General features: G+C 72.5%; 17 protein-coding genes. 8 read left to right on the top strand and 9 right to left on the bottom strand.

Annotated features, from left to right (window positions below; translation table 11 throughout):
* Nucleotides 1-78 precede the first annotated feature (78 nt).
* Together ACWCQ1_RS04525 and ACWCQ1_RS04520 are read right to left on the bottom strand one after the other, a co-directional pair.
* Entirely contained in the window at nt 79-906 is an 828-nt protein-coding gene (locus ACWCQ1_RS04525) for an MOSC domain-containing protein (protein WP_358599939.1), read from the bottom strand.
* 43 nt (nt 907-949) lie between these two features.
* On the bottom strand, nt 950-1,387 hold the full coding sequence (locus ACWCQ1_RS04520; protein ID WP_451025830.1) for a DUF6643 family protein: 438 nt from the start codon (nt 1,385-1,387) through the stop codon (nt 950-952).
* A 298-nt stretch (nt 1,388-1,685) separates the two neighbouring features.
* Between ACWCQ1_RS04520 and ACWCQ1_RS04515 the strand changes: the two genes are divergently transcribed.
* The gene (locus tag ACWCQ1_RS04515) at nt 1,686-2,999 is read left to right on the top strand and encodes a TerD family protein (RefSeq protein ID WP_451025872.1); all 1,314 of its coding nucleotides are present in this window, start codon (nt 1,686-1,688) and stop codon (nt 2,997-2,999) included.
* A 4-nt stretch (nt 3,000-3,003) separates the two neighbouring features.
* On the opposite strand, the gene ACWCQ1_RS04510 is transcribed toward ACWCQ1_RS04515, so the two are convergent.
* Complete coding sequence (locus ACWCQ1_RS04510; protein WP_358599945.1) at nt 3,004-4,179, bottom strand: glycosyltransferase; 1,176 nt, start codon at nt 4,177-4,179, stop codon at nt 3,004-3,006.
* Nucleotides 4,180-4,236: 57 nt separating this feature from the next.
* On the opposite strand from ACWCQ1_RS04510, the gene ACWCQ1_RS04505 reads away from it, so the two are divergent.
* Together ACWCQ1_RS04505 and ACWCQ1_RS04500 are read left to right on the top strand one after the other, a co-directional pair.
* Nucleotides 4,237-5,022 (top strand): glutamate racemase, encoded by a 786-nt coding sequence (locus ACWCQ1_RS04505; protein WP_358599948.1) that lies wholly within the window; start codon nt 4,237-4,239, stop codon nt 5,020-5,022.
* A gap of 105 nt (nt 5,023-5,127) precedes the next feature.
* On the top strand, nt 5,128-5,670 hold the full coding sequence (locus ACWCQ1_RS04500; RefSeq protein ID WP_358599952.1) for a hypothetical protein: 543 nt from the start codon (nt 5,128-5,130) through the stop codon (nt 5,668-5,670).
* 96 nt (nt 5,671-5,766) lie between these two features.
* Here the strand turns inward: ACWCQ1_RS04500 and ACWCQ1_RS04495 are convergent, their stop codons facing one another.
* Complete coding sequence (locus tag ACWCQ1_RS04495; RefSeq protein WP_451025829.1) at nt 5,767-6,777, bottom strand: O-antigen ligase family protein; 1,011 nt, start codon at nt 6,775-6,777, stop codon at nt 5,767-5,769.
* Nucleotides 6,778-7,088: 311 nt separating this feature from the next.
* Here ACWCQ1_RS04495 and lnt point away from each other — a divergent pair, with 311 nt between their 5' ends.
* The 4 genes from lnt to ACWCQ1_RS04475 all read left to right on the top strand — a co-directional run bounded on the left by lnt (nt 7,089) and on the right by ACWCQ1_RS04475 (nt 12,075).
* Nucleotides 7,089-8,711, top strand: a complete 1,623-nt coding sequence (lnt, locus tag ACWCQ1_RS04490) for an apolipoprotein N-acyltransferase (protein ID WP_358599958.1) — start codon at nt 7,089-7,091, stop codon at nt 8,709-8,711.
* A 10-nt stretch (nt 8,712-8,721) separates the two neighbouring features.
* Nucleotides 8,722-9,201 carry an NUDIX hydrolase gene (locus ACWCQ1_RS04485; RefSeq protein ID WP_451025828.1) on the top strand — a complete coding sequence of 160 codons (480 nt, stop codon included), beginning with the start codon at nt 8,722-8,724 and terminating at the stop codon, nt 9,199-9,201.
* A gap of 54 nt (nt 9,202-9,255) precedes the next feature.
* On the top strand, nt 9,256-10,056 hold the full coding sequence (locus tag ACWCQ1_RS04480; protein WP_358599963.1) for a 3-hydroxybutyrate dehydrogenase: 801 nt from the start codon (nt 9,256-9,258) through the stop codon (nt 10,054-10,056).
* A gap of 75 nt (nt 10,057-10,131) precedes the next feature.
* Entirely contained in the window at nt 10,132-12,075 is a 1,944-nt protein-coding gene (locus ACWCQ1_RS04475) for a helix-turn-helix domain-containing protein (RefSeq protein ID WP_451025827.1), read from the top strand.
* A 42-nt stretch (nt 12,076-12,117) separates the two neighbouring features.
* Here ACWCQ1_RS04475 and ACWCQ1_RS04470 read toward each other — a convergent pair whose 3' ends face one another.
* Nucleotides 12,118-13,500, bottom strand: a complete 1,383-nt coding sequence (locus tag ACWCQ1_RS04470) for an MFS transporter (protein WP_358599967.1) — start codon at nt 13,498-13,500, stop codon at nt 12,118-12,120.
* Nucleotides 13,501-13,849: 349 nt separating this feature from the next.
* Between ACWCQ1_RS04470 and ACWCQ1_RS04465 the strand changes: the two genes are divergently transcribed.
* On the top strand, nt 13,850-14,299 hold the full coding sequence (locus ACWCQ1_RS04465; RefSeq protein ID WP_451025826.1) for an SsgA family sporulation/cell division regulator: 450 nt from the start codon (nt 13,850-13,852) through the stop codon (nt 14,297-14,299).
* 47 nt (nt 14,300-14,346) lie between these two features.
* On the opposite strand, the gene ACWCQ1_RS04460 is transcribed toward ACWCQ1_RS04465, so the two are convergent.
* The 4 genes from ACWCQ1_RS04460 to ACWCQ1_RS04445 all read right to left on the bottom strand — a co-directional run bounded on the left by ACWCQ1_RS04460 (nt 14,347) and on the right by ACWCQ1_RS04445 (nt 17,625).
* Nucleotides 14,347-15,492 carry an RNA polymerase sigma factor gene (locus tag ACWCQ1_RS04460; protein ID WP_358599972.1) on the bottom strand — a complete coding sequence of 382 codons (1,146 nt, stop codon included), beginning with the start codon at nt 15,490-15,492 and terminating at the stop codon, nt 14,347-14,349.
* An 8-nt stretch (nt 15,493-15,500) separates the two neighbouring features.
* Nucleotides 15,501-15,947 carry a YciI family protein gene (locus ACWCQ1_RS04455; protein ID WP_133045160.1) on the bottom strand — a complete coding sequence of 149 codons (447 nt, stop codon included), beginning with the start codon at nt 15,945-15,947 and terminating at the stop codon, nt 15,501-15,503.
* A gap of 41 nt (nt 15,948-15,988) precedes the next feature.
* The gene (locus ACWCQ1_RS04450; RefSeq protein WP_358599976.1) at nt 15,989-16,861 is read right to left on the bottom strand and encodes a phosphotransferase enzyme family protein; all 873 of its coding nucleotides are present in this window, start codon (nt 16,859-16,861) and stop codon (nt 15,989-15,991) included.
* Between the two features lie 98 nt (nt 16,862-16,959).
* Nucleotides 16,960-17,625 (bottom strand): YceI family protein, encoded by a 666-nt coding sequence (locus tag ACWCQ1_RS04445; RefSeq protein WP_133045161.1) that lies wholly within the window; start codon nt 17,623-17,625, stop codon nt 16,960-16,962.
* Nucleotides 17,626-17,678 lie beyond the last annotated feature (53 nt).

Below are 17,678 nucleotides of genomic sequence, written 5' to 3'. Positions count from 1 at the left end.
CCCCGGCAGGGGTTCCCGCGTCACCCTCGTTGTCCGGATCTTTCTCCGTCTTTCTCGACGAGTGGACGCGCCGGGTCTTCACTCCAGGACAGTGACCGGGTCGCCGACCCGGATCGTGCCGCGGGAAAGGGGCACGAGATTCTGCCCGAAGGCCAGTTTGCCGTCGATGTGGCGGTGACGCCCGAGCGAGCGCAAAGGCTCCCTGCCGCGTACGGCGGTGTCCTGGTCGGTGGTGGTCACCACGCAGCGCCCGCACAGCTTGGCGACACGGAAGGCGACGTCGCCGACGGCGATGCGCCGCCAGCCGTCCTCGGCCCAGGCGGGGCTGCCCGTCACGACCACGTTCGGCCGGAAACGGTTCATGGGCAACGGTCCCTCGGCCGGGTGGGTGCCTTGCGCGATCAGGGAGTTGAGGGCGTCGAGAGAGGCCTCCGAGGTGAGCAGCAGCGGAAAACCGTCGGCGAAGGTGACGGTCTCACCCGGCAGCGCGTACTCGGGATCCACGGGCCGGCGCGTGGCCGGATCGTCCATGTGCACCAGACGCGTACTGGCGCCGAGGTACGCGCTGCACCACGCGTGCGCGGCCGGATCCTCGGCCGGGACGCCCTCGACCTTTTCGCCGAAGATCTCCACCGGGATCGTGCCGGCCGGGCGGGGGACCGGCACCGTCAGCGGATCCGTCCCGGGTGCGGAGACACGGATGCCGCCGCCGGGCAGGAACTCGGCGGCGGCCAGTGCGAGGCGCGGCTGCTGACGCTGTGTGACGACCTTTCCCCCGTCGTCGACCAGGGCCCAGCGCCGGTCCCCGGCCAGCCCCCAGGGCTCCACGACGGCCTCCCGGACCGCGACGGCCCGGAACGCCTTGACCGGATGGACGTGGATCGACTGCAGCAGCGTGTTCCCCATGCGCCCATCGTGCCAGGCCGCGCGGGCGGCCCGGCAGGACGGCTCAGTAGCCCCGGTACTGCTGCTGGTTGTTGTACGGGTCCTGGTACGGGGCCGCGGCGGGCCGCGGAGCGGCAGGACGCATCGCCTCGTAACCGGCGCCGCCCGTCATCGGACGCATCGGCTGCGGCTGCTGCTGGGGGCCGGGATAGCCCCTCGGAGCCGTGGCCTGCTGCGGGATGTACGCGCCGGGCGCCTGCTGCAGCGGAGACGGCTGCTGCGCCTGCGGGTAGCCGTAGGAGGGCTGGGAGGGGCCCGCCGGAAGGGCGGGCAGGGCCGACGGCAGCGCGGGCAGGCTGCTGCCGGGCATGTCGTAGGCGGCGGGGACCCGGATCGGGGCGATCTGCGGGGTGCCCCGCTCGGCGACGAGCCTGTCGTAGATCGGGGTGTCCGGGAAGGCGGAGTAGTAGCCACCGCCGTAAGTGGAGCGGGGGGAGGTCATGGCACATAAGTTAAGCCCACGATGTGCTGGTTGGGGAGACCGATAAGAAGGTTGTTTTCCGTGTCCGCAGTGACGCGGGAGCCCCAATGCGAGCGAAGGCGGCAAAATGGGACAACGAACCGGGTTCTGATCCGGTAAAGCCCATGTTCCGGGCGGGTTACCGGCGGGTCGGTCCGATGTCGCGCGGTGCTCCTCATGGGACTTCGCCGTCCTGGAGAATAGGTTGTTGCGAAGGGCGGGCCGAACGGCCGGCGGACCCGTACTGGCGCGGCGACACGTGATGGGGGCGGACATGTCAATGTCGAAAGGCTCGAACACACCGGTGCCGCAGACGGCGCTGCGGGTGGAACTGGGCTGGCGCTCCGGCCCGGGCGTGCCCGACGCGGACTCCTCGGCGCTGCTGCTCGTGGGCGGCAAGGTCCGCTCCGACGGCGACTTCGTCTTCTACAACCAGCCCGTGCACTCCTCCGGCGCGGTGCGGCACGAGGGAAAGCGGGACGCCGGCGGCCGCATCACCGACACCCTTCTCGTCGACCTCGCGCGCGTGGAGCCCGCGATCGAGACCATCGTGCTCGCCGCCTCCGCGGACGGCGGCACCTTCGGTCAGGTCCCGGGCCTGTACATCGAGGTCCGCGACGCGGCGCGGGACACGGTGGCCGCCCGCTTCGACAGCGACGGCGCCACCGTCGAAACCGCTTTCGTGCTCGGGGAGTTCTATCGCCGCAACGGCGCCTGGAAGTTCCGCGCGGTCGGCCAGGGCTACAGCAGCGGCCTCGAAGGACTCGCGACGGACTTCGGCATCACGGTGGACGAACCCCAGCACGCGGCCCCCGCACCGGCACCCCCGGTGACCGTGCGGCCGCCCGCCGCCCCGCCCGTGACGATGCCGCCCCCCTCCGGCCCGCCCGTTCCCCTGGCACCCCCGGTCGGGCCCCCGGCCGCCGTACCGCCGCCGGCCCCGCCCACCGCACCGGTCCGTCTGTCCAAGATCACGCTGACCAAGGCGGCACCCGCCGTCTCCCTCGCCAAGCAGGGCGGCACCTCGGGCGCGATGCGGGTGAACCTCAACTGGCAGGTGCGCAAGCAGTTCTCGGGCTGGGGCAGCAAGCGGGGGCGCGCGGTCGCCATGCACGCCGACCTCGACCTGGACCTGTGCGCCCTCTACGAACTCACCGACGGCAGCAAGGGAGTCGTCCAGGCGCTGGGCAACGCCTTCGGCTCGCTGCACCGTCCGCCGTACATCCACCTCGACGGCGACGACCGCACCGGTGCCCTCGAGAGTGGTGAGAACCTCACCGTCAACCTCGACCACAAGCAGGACTTCCGGCGGATCCTCGTCTTCGTGACCATCTACGAGGGCGCGCGATCCTTCGCCGACCTGCACGCCACGGTCACCCTCCAGCCGCAGTACGGCGCACCGATCGACTTCTCGCTGGACGAGTGCACGGTCCCCTCCACCGTCTGCGCCCTCGCCCTGATCACCAACACTGGAAGCGACCTGGTCGTCCAGCGGGAGGCCCGCTACCTGGTGCCCGAGCGCGGTGTCAGCCCGCAGCGGACCATCGACCACGCGTACGGCTGGGGCATGAACTGGACCCCGGGCCGCAAGTAGCGGTTCAGCCCTTGTCGGGCAGCGCGTCCGGGCGGGTGTAGGTGCGGCCCTTCCAGGCCGCACCGCGGCCCCGGTAGTGCTGCACCGCCGAGTCGACCGTCATCAGGAGGTAGAGGAACGCGGTGAACGGCAGGAGGGGGGCGAGCCAGGCCGGCTGGTCGTAGTAGCGGAGCATCGGAAGGTACGTGCCCGTCATCACCAGCCAGGCCAGGCCCCCCACGACGGCCGCCGTGACGTCCCCCGTCGCCAGGCCCGCGATCAGGGACAGCGGCGGCACCAGATACACCAGGAGCAGTCCGAGGACCGTGCCGAGCAGCAGCAGCGGGTTGTGCCGCAGTTGTGCGTACGCGCTGCGGGAGACCATGCGCCACAGGTCGTGCAGGCGTGGGTAGGGGCGCACGCTGTCGACCTTCTCGGCCAGCCCCAGCCAGATGTGCCCGCCGCCGCCCTTGACGGCACGCGCCAGCGCCACGTCGTCGATGACGGCGTGCCGGATGACGTCCGGGACGCGCGCCCGCGCGGCGGTCTCGGCGCGCAGCAGGACGCAGCCGCCCGCCGCGGCCGCCGTCCGCGCCCCCTTCCTGCCGATCCGGCTAAACGGGTAGAGCTGCGCGAAGAAGTAGACGAACGCCGGTACCACGAGCCGCTCCCACGGGCTCTCCACCCGCAGCCGGGCCATCTGCGAGACCATGTCGAAGCCGCCGGTACGGGCCGCCGCGACCAACGCCCGAAGACTGTCCGGCGCGTGGGCGATGTCCGCGTCGGTCAGCAGCAGATACTCCGGCTCACGCGCGCGTGCCAGCCCGATCCCGTGCCGTACCGCCCAGAGCTTGCCCGTCCAGCCGGCCGGTGGTTCACCGGGGGAGTCGACGGTGAGGGGCAACCCGCCGTGCTCGCGCGCGAGTTCGCGGGCCAGCTCCCCGGTGCCGTCGGAGCTGCCGTCGTCCACGAGGAAGACCTCGGCCCGCCCCGGATAGTCCTGCGCGAGCAGCGAGGGCAGGCTCGAGGGCAGTACGGCGGCCTCGTCGCGCGCGGGGACGACGACGCACACCGACGGCCAGTCGCCGGGGTCCTCCCGGCGCGGCAGTCTGACGTCCGTGCGCCAGAAGTAGCCCTGGCAGAGCAGCAGCCACAGCCAGGCGGCGAGGGAGACGGCGGCGGTCCACGCGATGGCGCTCACCCGCGCAGTCTGCCCCACACCACCGGCCGCCAGGGGCCCATCGTCTATCGTGGCCGGGTGAAGATCGCGCTCATGGACTCCGGAATCGGTCTGCTGGCGGCCACCGCCGCGGTACGGCGTCTGCGCCCCGACGCCGATCTCGTGCTCTCCCTCGACCCCGACGGCATGCCCTGGGGACCCCGCACGCCCGAGGACCTGACCGAGCGTGCCCTGGCCGTCGCCGAGGCCGCCGCGGCACACCGGCCCGAGGCGCTGATCGTCGGCTGCAACACCGCCACCGTCCACGCGCTGCCGTCCCTGCGCGCCCGGCTGGAGCCGGAGCTGCCCGTCATCGGCACGGTCCCGGCGATCAAGCCCGCCGCGGCCGGCGGCGGCCCGCTCGCGATCTGGGCGACCCCGGCCACCACCGGCAGCCCCTACCAGCGGAACCTGATCGACGAGTTCGCCGACGGGGTGACCGTCACCGAGGTGCCCTGCCACGGGCTAGCCGAAGCCGTGGAGCACGCCGACGAGGCGGCCATTGACGCCGCCGTCAGCGCGGCCGCCGCCCTGACCCCAGAGGACGTGACGACCGTCGTCCTCGGCTGCACCCACTACGAACTCGTCGGCGAACGCATCCGCGCCGCCGTCCAGCGGCCCGGAAACCCACCCCTGGTGCTGCACGGGTCGGCGGGCGCCGTGGCCGCCCAGGCGCTGCGCCGCCTCGGCGCCCAGCCCCTGCCCGACGCCCCGGCCACCGGCACCCTGACGGTGCTGCTCAGCGGACGCGAGGGCGCCCTGCCCACCGCCGCCCTCTCCTATGAAGAAGGCCGCATCCTGCAGGCGGTGAGCCCCGCGCGGTGACCGCCTGTCACCGTGCGAACGCCCTCGGTGGGCGGTGGCCCCGCCGGCGGGGTCACTCTCCGCGACGCGCTACCAGCGCAGCGAAACCTGAGTAACCTCAAGGGTATGAGGGACCAGCCCCACGCCGAGAGCGCCCACCCCGATGTCTGGACCGGCCGCGCCACCAACCGGGTCCAGTGGCTGCTGGCGCTCGGCGGAGCGGCCTTCATGGCGCTCGGCGTCGAGCTCGCCGTCGACTCCGCCTGGAACTCCGGCATCGCCCCGCTGGTGATGTCCGTGGTGGGCTGCATCGCCGCCGGGCTGCTGGTCATGTTCGGCACGCTCGCCTTCGTGCACGTGGATCTCAAGCTCGACAAGGAGTCCCTGGAGGTGCGCTGCGGTCACATCGGCGTGCCGCGCCGCCGCATCCCCCTCGACCATGTGGCCGGCGCCGAGTTCGCCCCGCACGTCACCCCGCGCCAGTGGGGCGGCTGGGGCTACCGCTGGCGGCCGGAGAAGGGCACCGCGGTCGTCGTACGGCGCGGTGAGGGTGTGGTGCTGCGCCTGTGGGACGGCCACACGTTCACCATCACCGTCGACAACGCCGAGACGGCGGTGCGGGTCATCCGCGACCGCCTCCGCCCGAGCACACGCGGCACGACCCTCTGAACAAGGGCCGGGCCGCTGAGGTGCCGTTCCCCGCGAGAGCCCAGCGGCGGCCGCCGCGCAGGTCCCGAGACGTCGGCATGGTCCGGACGACAGCCCTCAGGGACCTCCCGGCGTCAGTCGGTCGTCCCGTGGTCGTACGTCTGTCTCCTGGCGCGGTGACGCCTCGGCCAGCGGGCGGGCGGTGGCCAGGCCCGCCAGCAGGCCCGCGCCCACCGACACGGCGGTGAAGCTCAGTGCGTTGCCGATGGCGGCGATCGCCGCGAGCGCCGTCAAAGCCGCGCCCGCGGTGAGCACGACGGGCGTCGGGCGCGCAGAGCGCCACAGCGTGTACAGCACCCAGCCGAAGGTCGCCGCCAGCAGCCCCACCCCGACCACTCCCTGTTCCGCCGCCTGCTGCAGCAGCGCCGAGTGCGGCCTGCCGTCCGGGACCAGCGTGCGGGTGGCGGTCGAGCTCAGCTCACCGAAGCGGCCAGGACCCACGCCCACGGCGGCGTTGCGGCGCGCCAGACGCAGGGCGTCCCGCCACAGCTGCACACGGTGCTCGGTGAGTGCGCCGGCCAGGGACGCGGTGAGCCCGGAGGGCAGCCGGTTCGCGGCGACCGCCCAGGTCATCCCACCCGTTATGACCGCCGCCCCGGCGAGGCCCGCCAGCCCCGGACCGCGGCTGGTCATCCGGCCCGCCGCGAGCGAGCACAGCAGTACGGCGACGCAGGCGACGAATCCACTGGTCGAGCCCAGCGCCGCAGCGGCCACCGTGATCCCGGCCGCCAGCGCGCCCAGCGCGTACCGCAGCCCCGGCGCCTCGGCGGCCCAGGCGGCACAGCACGCCCCACCGGCACAGAGGGTCAGCAGGGCGGCGGTGGCTCCCGCGTGCCCCAGCGGTCCGTCGATCTGCGGCCCCGGCGCGAGCTGCGGCACGGCGACGGCCAGCCCGAGCCCCGCCAGCGCCCCCGCGCACGGCGCGGCGACCGGCAGCAACGCCCCGCAGATGCGGCCCGCGGAATAGCCGGCGGCCACGGCCAGCACCGCGAGCAGCACGCCCTCGGGGCGCCCCTCGTGCGCCGTCGCCGTGATCAGCGACCAGACGGCACAGGCGCCGAGCACCACGACGCCCGTCGCGTCCGAAACGTTTCGTCTGTGGCCGTCCTCCCCTGGACCGACCGCAGACGTGCTCCCCGCTGAACCCACCCCGCCCCCCGGAACCCGACCGAAGCCCCCCGACCTCGCACGACCAGGCCGTCGAGGCCGTGACCGGCCGGACGACTGTGGCTGGGCTCACCGTAACGGCTGATGGATGTTTTGTGGATGAGTTGGGACGGGTTGTGCAGGAACGATGCGGCAGCTGCCCCGCTCGGCGCCGTGGGCCGCCATCCGGACCGCGCTGTCCCGGCCAAGGTCACCCGCCGTACACTCCCGGAGTGACCGTCACCGCAACCTCCGTGGACGAGTCGGACCGGCTGCGGTCGCAGCCCGCGCCCGCCTCGCGCACGGCGCGCCTCGTACGCCTCGTCCCGGCCCTCGTCGCCGCGCTCTGCGGAGTGCTCCTCTACGTCAGCTTCCCGCCGCGCACCCTGTGGTGGCTGGCCCTGCCCGCCTTCGCCGGCTTCGGCTGGGTCCTGCGCGGCCGCGGCTGGAAGGCGGGCCTCGGGCTCGGCTACCTCTTCGGCCTCGGCTTCCTGCTGCCGCTGCTGGTGTGGACCGGCGTGGAGGTCGGCCCGGTGCCGTGGATCGCGCTCGCCGCGATCGAGGCGATCTTCGTCGCGCTGGTCGGCGCGGGCGTCACGCTCGTGTCCCGGCTGCCCGCGTGGCCGCTGTGGGCGGCCGCGGTGTGGATCGCGGGAGAGGCGGCACGCGCGCGTGTGCCCTTCCACGGCTTCCCCTGGGGCAAGATCGCCTTCGGCCAGGCCGACGGCGTCTTCCTGCCGCTGGCCGCGGTGGGCGGCACCCCCGTGCTGGGCTTCGGGGTCGTCCTGTGCGGCTTCGGGCTGTACGACATCGTGCGCCTGGTCGCCGAGGGGCGGCGTACGCGGGAAATCCGGCGATCGGCGGCGGCGGTGGCCCTGCTGAGCGTGGCCGTCCCGGTGGTGGGCGCGGTGGCCGCCCGGGGGCTGGTCAGCGACAAGGCCGAGAACGGCTACGCCACCGTCGCGCTCATCCAGGGCAACGTCCCCCGCTCCGGTCTGGAGTTCAACGAGCAGCGCCGGGCCGTGCTCGACTACCACGCGCGTGAGACGCTGCGGCTGGCCGCCGACGTCAAGGCCGGCAAGACCCCCAGGCCCGACTTCGTGCTGTGGCCGGAGAACTCCTCCGACGTCGACCCCTTCGCCAACGCCGACGCCTACGCCGTGATCGACAACGCGGCCAAGGCGATCGGCGTGCCCATCTCGGTGGGCGGTGTCGTCGAGCGCGGCGGCAAGCTGTGGAACGAGCAGATCCTGTGGGACCCGAAGAAGGGTCCGACGGACACCTACGACAAGCGGCAGATCCAGCCCTTCGGCGAGTACCTGCCGCTGCGCGGTCTCATCGGCGCCATCAACAGCAACTGGACCTCGATGGTCCGCCAGGACTTCAGCCGGGGCACCAGGCCGGGCGTGTTCACCATGGACCACGCCAAGGTCGGCCTGGTCACCTGCTACGAGGCCGCCTTCGACTGGGCCGTGCGCTCCGAGGTCACCGACGGCGCGCAGCTGATCTCCGTGCCCAGCAACAACGCCACCTTCGACCGCAGCGAGATGACCTACCAGCAGCTCGCCATGTCCCGCGTGCGCGCCGTCGAACACAGCCGGACCGTGACGGTGCCGGTCACCAGCGGCGTCAGCGCGGTCATCATGCCGGACGGGAAGATCACCCAGAGGACCGGCATGTTCGTCCCGGCCTACCTGGTCCAGAAGGTGCCCCTGCGCTCCTCGCAGACGCCGGCCACCGAGCTGGGCATCCTGCCGGAGATCGCCCTGGTGCTGGTTGCCGCGGGCGGCCTCGGCTGGGCGGTCGGCGCCGGGGTGCGCGGCCGGCGGGCCGGGGGAGCGTCCTCGGCCAGCTAGGGTCGGGATCATGGCTACCCCCGACTTCATCCGTGATCTGCGGTCCTCGATCGGCCATCGGCTGCTGTGGCTGCCCGGTGTCAGCGCCGTCGTCCTCGACGACGAGGGCAGAGTGCTGCTCAACCGCCGCTCCGACAACGGCAAGTGGTCGCTGATCGGCGGCATCCCGGAGCCGGGGGAGCAGCCCGCGGCCTGCGCGGTGCGCGAGGTCCACGAGGAGACGGGAGTGCACTGCGTCGTCGAGCGGGTGCTCGTCGTCCAGGCGCTGAAGCCCATCACCTACGACAACGGGGACATCTGCCAGTACATGGACATCTCGGTGCGCTGCCGGGCCGTCGGCGGCGAGGCCCGGGTCAACGACGACGAGTCGTTGGAGGTCGGCTGGTTCGAGGTGGACGCCCTCCCGGAGCTGAACGAGTTCGCCCTGCACCGGATCAAGCAGGCACTGTCGGACGCACCCACATGGTTCGACCCCACCACTTCGGGCTGAAGTATGGGGCCTGACCATATGTGGTCGGGCGACCCCGCTGCTTAGGGTCGTGCCATGACCCCGCTCAACGCCGCATCCGCCCCCCTCACCCCCTCCCTGGACCTCGGCGGCCGCACCGCCCTGGTCACCGGCGCCGCCGGTGGCATCGGCGGCGCCTGCGCGCTGCGGTTCGCCGCCGCCGGGGCGAAGGTGAGAGCGGTCGACCGGGACGCGGCGGGCCTGGAGACGCTGGCCGAGCGGGCAGCGGGCCTGGCGGGCACGGTCGAACCGCACGTCCTGGACCTCACCGACCTGGACGCCGCCGAACTCGCCGCCGCGGGCACCGACGTCCTCGTCAACAACGCCGGACTTCAGCTGGTCCGCCCCATCGAGGAGTTCCCGCCCGACGTCTTCCACACCGTGCTCACCGTGATGCTGGAAGCACCCTTCCGGCTCATCCGCGGCGCCCTGCCGCACATGTACGGGCAGGGATGGGGCCGTATCGTCAACGTCTCCTCGGTGCACGGGCTGCGCGCCTCCGCCTACAAGTCCGCCTATGTGGCCGCCAAACACGGACTGGAGGGCCTGTCCAAGACAGCCGCCCTGGAAGGCGCGGCCCACGGTGTCACCTCGAACTGTGTGAACCCCGGCTATGTGCGCACCCCACTGGTCGAACGGCAGCTCGCCGACCAGGCGGAGGCGCACGGCATCCCCGAGGAACGGGTGCTCACGGAGGTGCTGCTGCAGGACAGCGCGGTCAAGCGGCTCGTCGAACCGGAGGAGGTCGCCGAGGCCGTGGCGTATCTGTGCGGTCCGCGGGCATCCTTCGTCACCGGCACCTCGCTCGTCCTCGACGGCGGCTGGACCGCGCACTGAGCAGGCCGTAGCCGTGCACGGACGAGTTGTCCACAGGGCTGACGGGGCGAGCGCCGGATGGGGAATCCTGTGACCATGTCCCGCGATCACGTGCGGTCCGCCGAGCGCGCCGAGGGCGCGGTGCCGGCGGGCGCTCCCACCGAGACGCCGTTCCTGGAGCTGCTGGCCAGGGGCGCGCCCGTCGACGCCTATGAGCAGCCGGTGATGCTGGCGCGCGCGGAGGGCCGCCCCGACGAGACCGTGGTCGCGCTGGAGCACGCCAAGCTGCTCGCGCTGCGGGTGCGGGCGGAGCTGGAGGGACGGCGCCGCCGCGAGGCGGAGCTGTCGGCGCTGTTCGAGACCGCCCACGACCTCGCGGGCCTGCGCGACCTGGACTCCGTCCTGCGGGCGATCGTGCAGCGCGCCCGCTCACTGCTCGGCACGGACGTCGCCTACCTCAGCCTGAACGACCCCACGCGCGGCGACACCTACATGCGGGTCACGGAGGGCTCGGTCGCCGCCCGCTTCCAGCAGCTGCGGCTCGGGATGGGGGAGGGGCTGGGCGGGCTGGTCGCCCAGACGGCCCGCCCCTATGTCACCGACGACTACTTCAAGGACGACCGCTTCCAGCACACCCACGCCATCGACGCCGGCGTACGCGACGAGGGACTGGTCGCCATCCTCGGCGTCCCCCTGATGCTGGGCCACCACGTCATCGGCGTCCTCTTCGCCGCCGACCGGCGGGCCCGGGTCTTCGAGCGGGAGCAGATCGCCCTGCTCGGCTCCTTCGCCGCCCTCGCCGCGGCCGCCATCGACACCGCCAACCTCCTCACCGAGACCCGCTCGGCCCTCGCCGGACTGGAGCGGGCCAACGAGATCATCCGGGACCGCAGCGGTGTCATCGAGCGTGCCTCCGACGTCCATGACCGGCTGACCGAACTCGTCCTGCGCGGCGGCGGGGTGCACGACGTGGCCGCGGCCGTCTCCCAGGTCCTCGACGGCACCGTCGAGTTCACCGAGGCCGCCGACACACCCCAGGGCCCCCTGGAGACCTCCCGGGCCGAGGGCCATGCCGTACGCCACAAGGACGACTGGATCGCGGCCGTGGCAGCCGGCGGCGAACTCCTCGGCGCGCTCGTCCTGCGCGGCCACCCCGGGCTCGATCCCGTCGACCAACTCACCCTGGAACGCGCGGCGATGGTTACCTCGCTGCTGCTCCTGGCCAGACGTTCCGCCGCCGACGCCGAGCAACGCGTCCGCGGCGAGCTGCTGGACGATCTCCTCGACGCCCGCGACCGCGACCCACGGCTGCTGCGCGAGCGCGCCGCACGCCTGCACGCCGACCTCGACGCCACCCACGTCGTCCTCGCCGCCCGCCTCGACGGCCCCGCCGCCGACGCCGAGCAGGAGGCCGACGCCCGCCGGCGCCTGTGGTCCGCCGCCTCACACCTCGCCACCACCCGGCACGGCCTGGCCGCCGCCCGCGACGGCGGCACCGTCCTGCTGCTGCCGCTGCGGACCGGTGACACCGCCACCGCCCTGGCCCGCCGGACCGCCCGCCACCTGGGCACCGCCGTCCATGAGGCGGTCACCGTCGGCGCCTCCGCGCCCGTCCGCGACCTGGCCGCCCATCCCGACGCGGTGGCCGCCGCCTACAAGGAGGGCCGACGCTGCCTGGAGGCCCTGCGGCTGCTCGGTCGCGCCGGTGACGGGGCCGCCGCCCAGGACTTCGGGTTCCTCGGCCTCCTGCTCGCCGGAGACCGGGACATCGCCGGCTTCGTCGACCGCACCATCGGCCAGGTCGTCGCCTACGACGAACGCCGCGGCACCGATCTCGTGCGCACCCTCGACGCCTACTTCACCTGCGGCATGAGCCCGGCCCGCACCAAGGACGAACTCCACGTCCACGTCAACACCGTCGCCCAGCGCCTGGAGCGCGTCGGCCGCCTCCTCGGCGACGACTGGCAGAGCCCCGCCCGTGCCCTGGAGATCCAACTCGCCCTGCGCCTGCACCGGTTGTCGGCGGCGGAGCAGCGCTGAACCCCCGTACGCGGGCGCGTACGGGGGCCGGTCGCGGCAGGGTCACACGGTCCGGGCGTCCGCCGCGGGAGTCCTCGCCGGCTCGTCGCTGGCCGAGGAGTCGACGTCGGCGAGATCCCGTCGGCGCGTCTCCTTCGCGAGCCCCACGGCGACGACCGTGAGGACGGCCGCGGCGATGACGTACAGGGCGATCGGCGTTGAGCTGTCGTAGTCGGACAGCAGCGCGGTGGCGATCAGCGGTGCCGGGGCGCCGGCGGCGACCGAGGCGAACTGGGCGCCGATCGAGGCACCGGAGTAGCGCATGCGGGTGGCGAACATCTCGGAGAAGAAGGCGGCCTGGGGCGCGTACATCGCGCCGTGCAGAACCAGGCCCACGGTGACGGCGATGATCAGGTTGCCGAAGCCGCCGGTGTCGATGAGGGAGAAGAAGGGGAACATCCACAGCCCGACGCCGACCGCGCCCAGCAGATACACCGGCCGCCGTCCGACGCGGTCGGACAGCGCGCCCCAGGCCGGGATGACCGCGAAGTGCACGGCGGAGGCGATCAGTACGGCGTTCAGCGCGGTCTGCTTGGAGACGCCGGCCGCGGTGGTGGCGTACACGAGGATGAAGGCGGTGATGACGTAGTAGCTGATGTTCTCCGCCATGCGCGCGCCCATGGCCACCAGTACGTCGCGCCAGTGGTGGCGCAGCACGGAGACCAGGGGCGGCTTCTCGGTGTCGCCGCCGTCCGCCCTGCGGGCCTCGGCCTGCGCCAACGCCTGCTGGAATACAGGCGATTCATCGACAGACAGACGAATCCACAAACCGACGATCACCAGCACACCGGAGAGCAGGAACGGGATCCGCCAGCCCCAGGAGCCGAAGGCGGCGTCGGAGAGCAGCGCCGTCAGCAGGGACAGCACGCCGGTCGCGAGCAACTGCCCGGCGGGCGCCCCGGTCTGCGGCCACGAGGCCCAGAACCCGCGCCGCCGCGCGTCCCCGTGCTCCGACACCAGCAGCACCGCCCCGCCCCACTCACCGCCGAGCGCGAAGCCCTGCACGAGCCGCAGGGTGGTCAGCAGCACGGGCGCCGCGGCGCCGACCGTCGCGTGCGTGGGCAGCAGCCCGATCGCGAAGGTCGCCCCGCCCATCATCAGCAGGCTGAGCACCAGCAGCTTCTTGCGGCCGATCCGGTCACCGTAGTGCCCGAAGACCAGAGCACCGAGGGGACGGGCGGCGAAGCCGACGGCGTACGTCAGGAACGACAGCAGCGTGCCGACCAGGGGGTCGGAGTCCGGGAAGAACAGCTTGTTGAAGACGAGCGCGGCGGCGGAACCGTACAGGAAGAAGTCGTACCACTCGATGGTGGTTCCGATGAGGCTGGCGGCGACGATGCGCTTGAGGTTGGCGGGGGTCGGTGGAGCGGATGCTGCGGAGGCCATGTGCGCCACTTCCTCGTGTGCGGTGGGGACGGGTACGTGTCGGCACACGCTAGGAAGACACAGGTCAGGCGCACATGTGGTGGGACTACATAGTTTGGGGCCCACCTATCCGCGCAGCCGCTATGTCTGTGGTTCCGGTGCGTCTGCGAAGACCAGGGCCCGGGCCAGGGTGGCGGCCCGGGATCTCACGGGCGCGAGGCGGGAACGGGCGGTCGGAGCATGGTCCTGGGCACACGGCGCCGTCGGGTGGGCCGGCGTGCCGGGAGCGGACCAGAAGGAGACCTGCGATGGCGAGGGTGAATGTGAAGCAGAAGGTGGGCGTCGTGTTCAGCCGTGGCCCGGTCTTTCGATGAGAAAACTTCGCCAACCGGCCGTGGTCGCTTGCCGGATGCTCGTCAGCCTGCTGCTCGACGACGAATGGATCCAGCCGGTGTCGGCGGATCTGATCTACGACACGATGGACCCCTACGCCGTCTGCATGGCCTTCCACGTGGCCGGTGACTCGGTGGTGTGCTGGGTGTTCGCCCGGGACCTGCTGATCGGCGGCCGGTCCCGCTGCACGGGGGAGGGGGACATCCGTGTGTGGCCCTCGGCCCGGGGCGCGGTGAACGAGGTCTGCGTCCAGCTGCGGCCGGGCGGGGAAGCGGAGCGGGTCGTCCTCGTCGCGTCGGCACGGGCCGTGGAGGCGTTCCTGCACCGGGCCCTGCAAGCGGTGCCCGCGGGCACGGAGACGGGCCACCTCGACCTGGACGACCTCGCCGACCAGCTCCTGAACCGGCCGGGCAGGCCGCACGGGTAGCCCTGTCGGTCCCGACGTCCGTCCGGACCAGCGCGGTCGGGCCGGTGTTATGGGCGCAGGAGGGTGTTGAGCCGGGCGGCCTGACGGGTCAGGTGGTCGCGTTCGGCGAGGTTGGGTGCCTTCCGCGCCGCCTCGGCGTACAGCCGGGCCGCGGTCGTCAGGTCGCCGTCGCGTTCGTGGAGGTGGGCCGCCACCGCCGTGTGGCGGGGCAGCGAGGAGTCCAGCTCCGCGAGCGCGGCCAGACCCGCGCGCGGTCCGTCCGCCTCACCGACGGCGACCGCGCGGTTGAGGCGGGCGACGGGGCTGTCGGTCAGGCGTACGAGCTCGTCGTACCACTCGACGATCTGCACCCAGTCGGTCTCCTCGGCGCGAGGCGCGTCCGCGTGCAGGGCCGCGACGGCGGCCTGCGCCTGGAACTCGCCCAGCCGGTCGCGGGCGAGGGCGGCCTGCAGGATCTCGACGCCCTCCGCGATCATCCCCGTGTCCCACCGGCCGCGGTCCTGCTCTGCGAGCGGCACCAGGCTGCCGTCGGGCGCCGTGCGGGCGGCGCGGCGGGCGTGGTGCAGCAGCATCAGGGCGAGCAGCCCCGCCACCTCGGGATGGTCGATGGCGGCCGCGAGCTGCCGGGTGAGCCGGATCGCCTCGGCGGCGAGGTCGACGTCTCCGGAGTAGCCCTCGTTGAAGACCAGGTAGAGGACGCGCAGCACGGTGGCGACATCGCCTGGCTGCTCGAAGCGCACCCGGGAGACGGTGCGCTTGGCCCGGCTGATGCGCTGCGCCATGGTCGCCTCGGGCACCAGATAGGCCTGGGCGATCTGCCGGGTGGTGAGCCCGCCGACGGCGCGCAGGGTGAGCGCGACGGCGGACGAGGGCGTGAGGGACGGGTGGGCGCACAGGAAGTAGAGCTGGAGCGTGTCGTCGACCGCGGACGCGGGCCCCGGCGGCGGCTGTTCCTCCAGACGGTCCTCACGCCGTCGGCGCGCGCTGTCCGCCCGGGCCTGGTCGAGGAACTTCCGCCAGGCCACGGTGACCAGCCAGCCCTTCGCGTCCTGCGGCGGGTCGTCCGGCCACACGCGGACCGCTTCGAGCAGTGCCTCCTGTACGGCGTCCTCGGCCGCCGCGAAGTCGGCTCCGCGGCGGACGAGGACCGTGAGGACGTTCGGCGTGAGGCTCCGCAGGAGGGCCTCGTCCATGGGCGAGCTCACTCCTGCGCGGGGGCCGTACTGGTGCAGTGCTCGGCGAAGTCCGTGACGCCTGCGTGCGGGTTCATGAACGGGCGCACCTCCAGCCACTCGTGGATCGGCCTGCCGCCCGCCCCGGGAGCGGCCGACAGCTCCGCGGCCAGCTCGACGGCGCGCTCATGACTGTCCACGTCGATGATCATCCAGCCGGCGATGAGGTCCTTGGTCTCGGCGAACGGGCCGTCGGTGACCGGCGGACGCCCCTCACCGCCGTACTGGACCCAGCTCCCCTCGGGGGTGAGCGCCTGGCTGTCGACGAACTCGCCTGACTTCTCCAGCCGGGCCGCGAAGTCGTTCATGTACCGCACGTGCGCCGAGATCTCCTCCGGCGTCCACTGGTCCATCGGCACGTCGTTCACCGGAGCCGGGGCACCGCGGTAGTGCTTGAGCAGCAGATACTTGGCCATGGTGTTCTCCTCGGTGCTGGTGCGACCCCTCGTGGCCGCGTTCACCCCTGGGACGGAGCCGGTCGGGCGTTCTCGACATGACCGCGAGGATTCGTTCGCGCCCGGATCTCGCCGAGCCATTCCGTGCCCAGCCGGCGCCCGTCGGGGAGCTGGTCGTCCCGCTCCCAGCGCCATGTCGTGATCATCGCCAGGACGAGGAGCCGGCAGGCGCGCAGCAGCTCGTGATCGACCCCCGGGTAGTGGTCGCCGACGTCCTCGGGCGCATGGGCGAGGTCGAATTCGACGGGTCCACGGCAGCAGGTCTCGAGGTCGATGAACAGGGGGCCGTTCGCCGTGGTGAGCAGGTTGCCCGGGTGCGGCTCGCCGTGCAGCAGCTGATCGGGGCCGCCGCGCTCGCCGGTCACTTCTCTGAGGTTCCGCAAGGTGTCGACGAGCAGTTCCCGGTCCGCGTCGGCGAGCGCCGGTGTGCGGTCGCGGCTCGCCACCAGATGCTGGGCCTGTGCGACCCGGTCGGTGAAGTGCGGTGCGGGGACGTCGAGTCGGCGCATGCCGGCGTGCAGCCGTCGGAGCGCGTGGGCGTAGTCGGCCGGTGCGATCTGTCGTGGTTCCGTGGGTTCGTAGTAGGTCCAGAGCGTGATGACGAAGCCGTCCTGTTGGTGGACGCGCGGCTTCACGCGAGGATCCAGTGCGGCTACGGGGCACCCGGCCTCGGCGAGTCGCCGGGCGAGGTCGACCTCGAACTGCGCGACCTGATCCGCCGCCGGTGCCACCCGGGCCAGGACGTCGCAGGGCAGCAGTCGCAGGGTGAGCTTGTTGGAGTCGTGCAGCACGATCGCGTCGTCGACGCCCAGGCCCAGGGACGAGGCGGTCGCCGTGGCCGCCGCCACGGCGCGCGGGAGCACGGACGGCTGCATCGTCGCCTTGCCTCTCTCCCATGAGTGCCGCAACTCTCGCACCCTACCAAGGCGCGCTCCGCGACCGCGGTCACGGAGCGCGCCTCAGCAGCGGTTCGTCATGCGGTGGGAGTGGTGCGGATGGCAGCGATGTCGAATTGCAGACGCACTTTCTCGCTCACCATGGCACCGCCCTCGGCGAGTTTGGCGTTGTACGTCAGACCCCATTCGGAACGGTTGATGGTGGTGGTGCCGTCGAATCCGACCCGTTCGTAGCCGAACGGGTCGGTCACATGGCCTATGTAGGTGAGTTCCAGCACCACGGGACGCGTCACCTTCTTGATGGTGAGGTCGCCGGACATGCGGTAGACATCGTTGCCGTCGACCTCGACGGCGGTGCTCCGGAAGCTCATCCGGGGGTAGTTGCGGGCGTCCAGGAAGTCGCGGCCGACCAGGTGCGCGTCGCGTTGTTCCACTCCGGTGTCGACGCTGGCGGTGGCCAGCACGATCTCCGCCTGCGAGCGGGCGGGGTCGTGGCCGTCGAAGAAGAGCCTGCTGCGGTACTCGGTGAAGGCTCCGCGCACGGTGGTGACCATGGCGTGCCGGACGGAGAAACCGATCCGGCTGTGCGCCGGGTCGATCATCCATTCGCCGGTCAGGGAGGCGAGGGTGGGGGTGGCGGCACCGGCGGTGGGGGAGAACGCCGGCGGCCGGGTGGTGGGGGACGGTGAAGCTGCGGGGGGAGCCGGGCGGCGCAGGGACGCAGCGCGGGTGAACAAGTTCATGATTCACGTGATTACTTCATGAAAGAAATTGCCGCAAGCCTGCTTCACGTCCC

The sequence above is a fragment of the Streptomyces sp. NPDC002144 genome (assembly GCF_053593695.1).
The sequence above is the reverse complement of the archived record's forward strand: the minus strand, read 5'-3'. Positions and strand labels throughout refer to the sequence as shown.

What these genes read in the sequence shown, in the direction of transcription:
- ACWCQ1_RS04455 (WP_133045160.1), bottom strand. Translation starts at nt 15,947, where the DNA reads ATGGCCAAGTATCTGCTGCTCAAGCACTACCGCGGTGCCCCGGCTCCG.
- ACWCQ1_RS04465 (WP_451025826.1), top strand. Translation starts at nt 13,850, where the DNA reads ATGAGAAAACTTCGCCAACCGGCCGTGGTCGCTTGCCGGATGCTCGTC.
- ACWCQ1_RS04460 (WP_358599972.1), bottom strand. Translation starts at nt 15,492, where the DNA reads ATGGACGAGGCCCTCCTGCGGAGCCTCACGCCGAACGTCCTCACGGTC.
- ACWCQ1_RS04520 (WP_451025830.1), bottom strand. Translation starts at nt 1,387, where the DNA reads ATGACCTCCCCCCGCTCCACTTACGGCGGTGGCTACTACTCCGCCTTC.
- ACWCQ1_RS04525 (WP_358599939.1), bottom strand. Translation starts at nt 906, where the DNA reads ATGGGGAACACGCTGCTGCAGTCGATCCACGTCCATCCGGTCAAGGCG.
- ACWCQ1_RS04485 (WP_451025828.1), top strand. Translation starts at nt 8,722, where the DNA reads ATGGCTACCCCCGACTTCATCCGTGATCTGCGGTCCTCGATCGGCCAT.
- ACWCQ1_RS04475 (WP_451025827.1), top strand. Translation starts at nt 10,132, where the DNA reads ATGTCCCGCGATCACGTGCGGTCCGCCGAGCGCGCCGAGGGCGCGGTG.
- ACWCQ1_RS04450 (WP_358599976.1), bottom strand. Translation starts at nt 16,861, where the DNA reads ATGCAGCCGTCCGTGCTCCCGCGCGCCGTGGCGGCGGCCACGGCGACC.
- ACWCQ1_RS04500 (WP_358599952.1), top strand. Translation starts at nt 5,128, where the DNA reads ATGAGGGACCAGCCCCACGCCGAGAGCGCCCACCCCGATGTCTGGACC.
- ACWCQ1_RS04445 (WP_133045161.1), bottom strand. Translation starts at nt 17,625, where the DNA reads ATGAACTTGTTCACCCGCGCTGCGTCCCTGCGCCGCCCGGCTCCCCCC.
- ACWCQ1_RS04515 (WP_451025872.1), top strand. Translation starts at nt 1,686, where the DNA reads ATGTCGAAAGGCTCGAACACACCGGTGCCGCAGACGGCGCTGCGGGTG.
- ACWCQ1_RS04480 (WP_358599963.1), top strand. Translation starts at nt 9,256, where the DNA reads ATGACCCCGCTCAACGCCGCATCCGCCCCCCTCACCCCCTCCCTGGAC.
- ACWCQ1_RS04470 (WP_358599967.1), bottom strand. Translation starts at nt 13,500, where the DNA reads ATGGCCTCCGCAGCATCCGCTCCACCGACCCCCGCCAACCTCAAGCGC.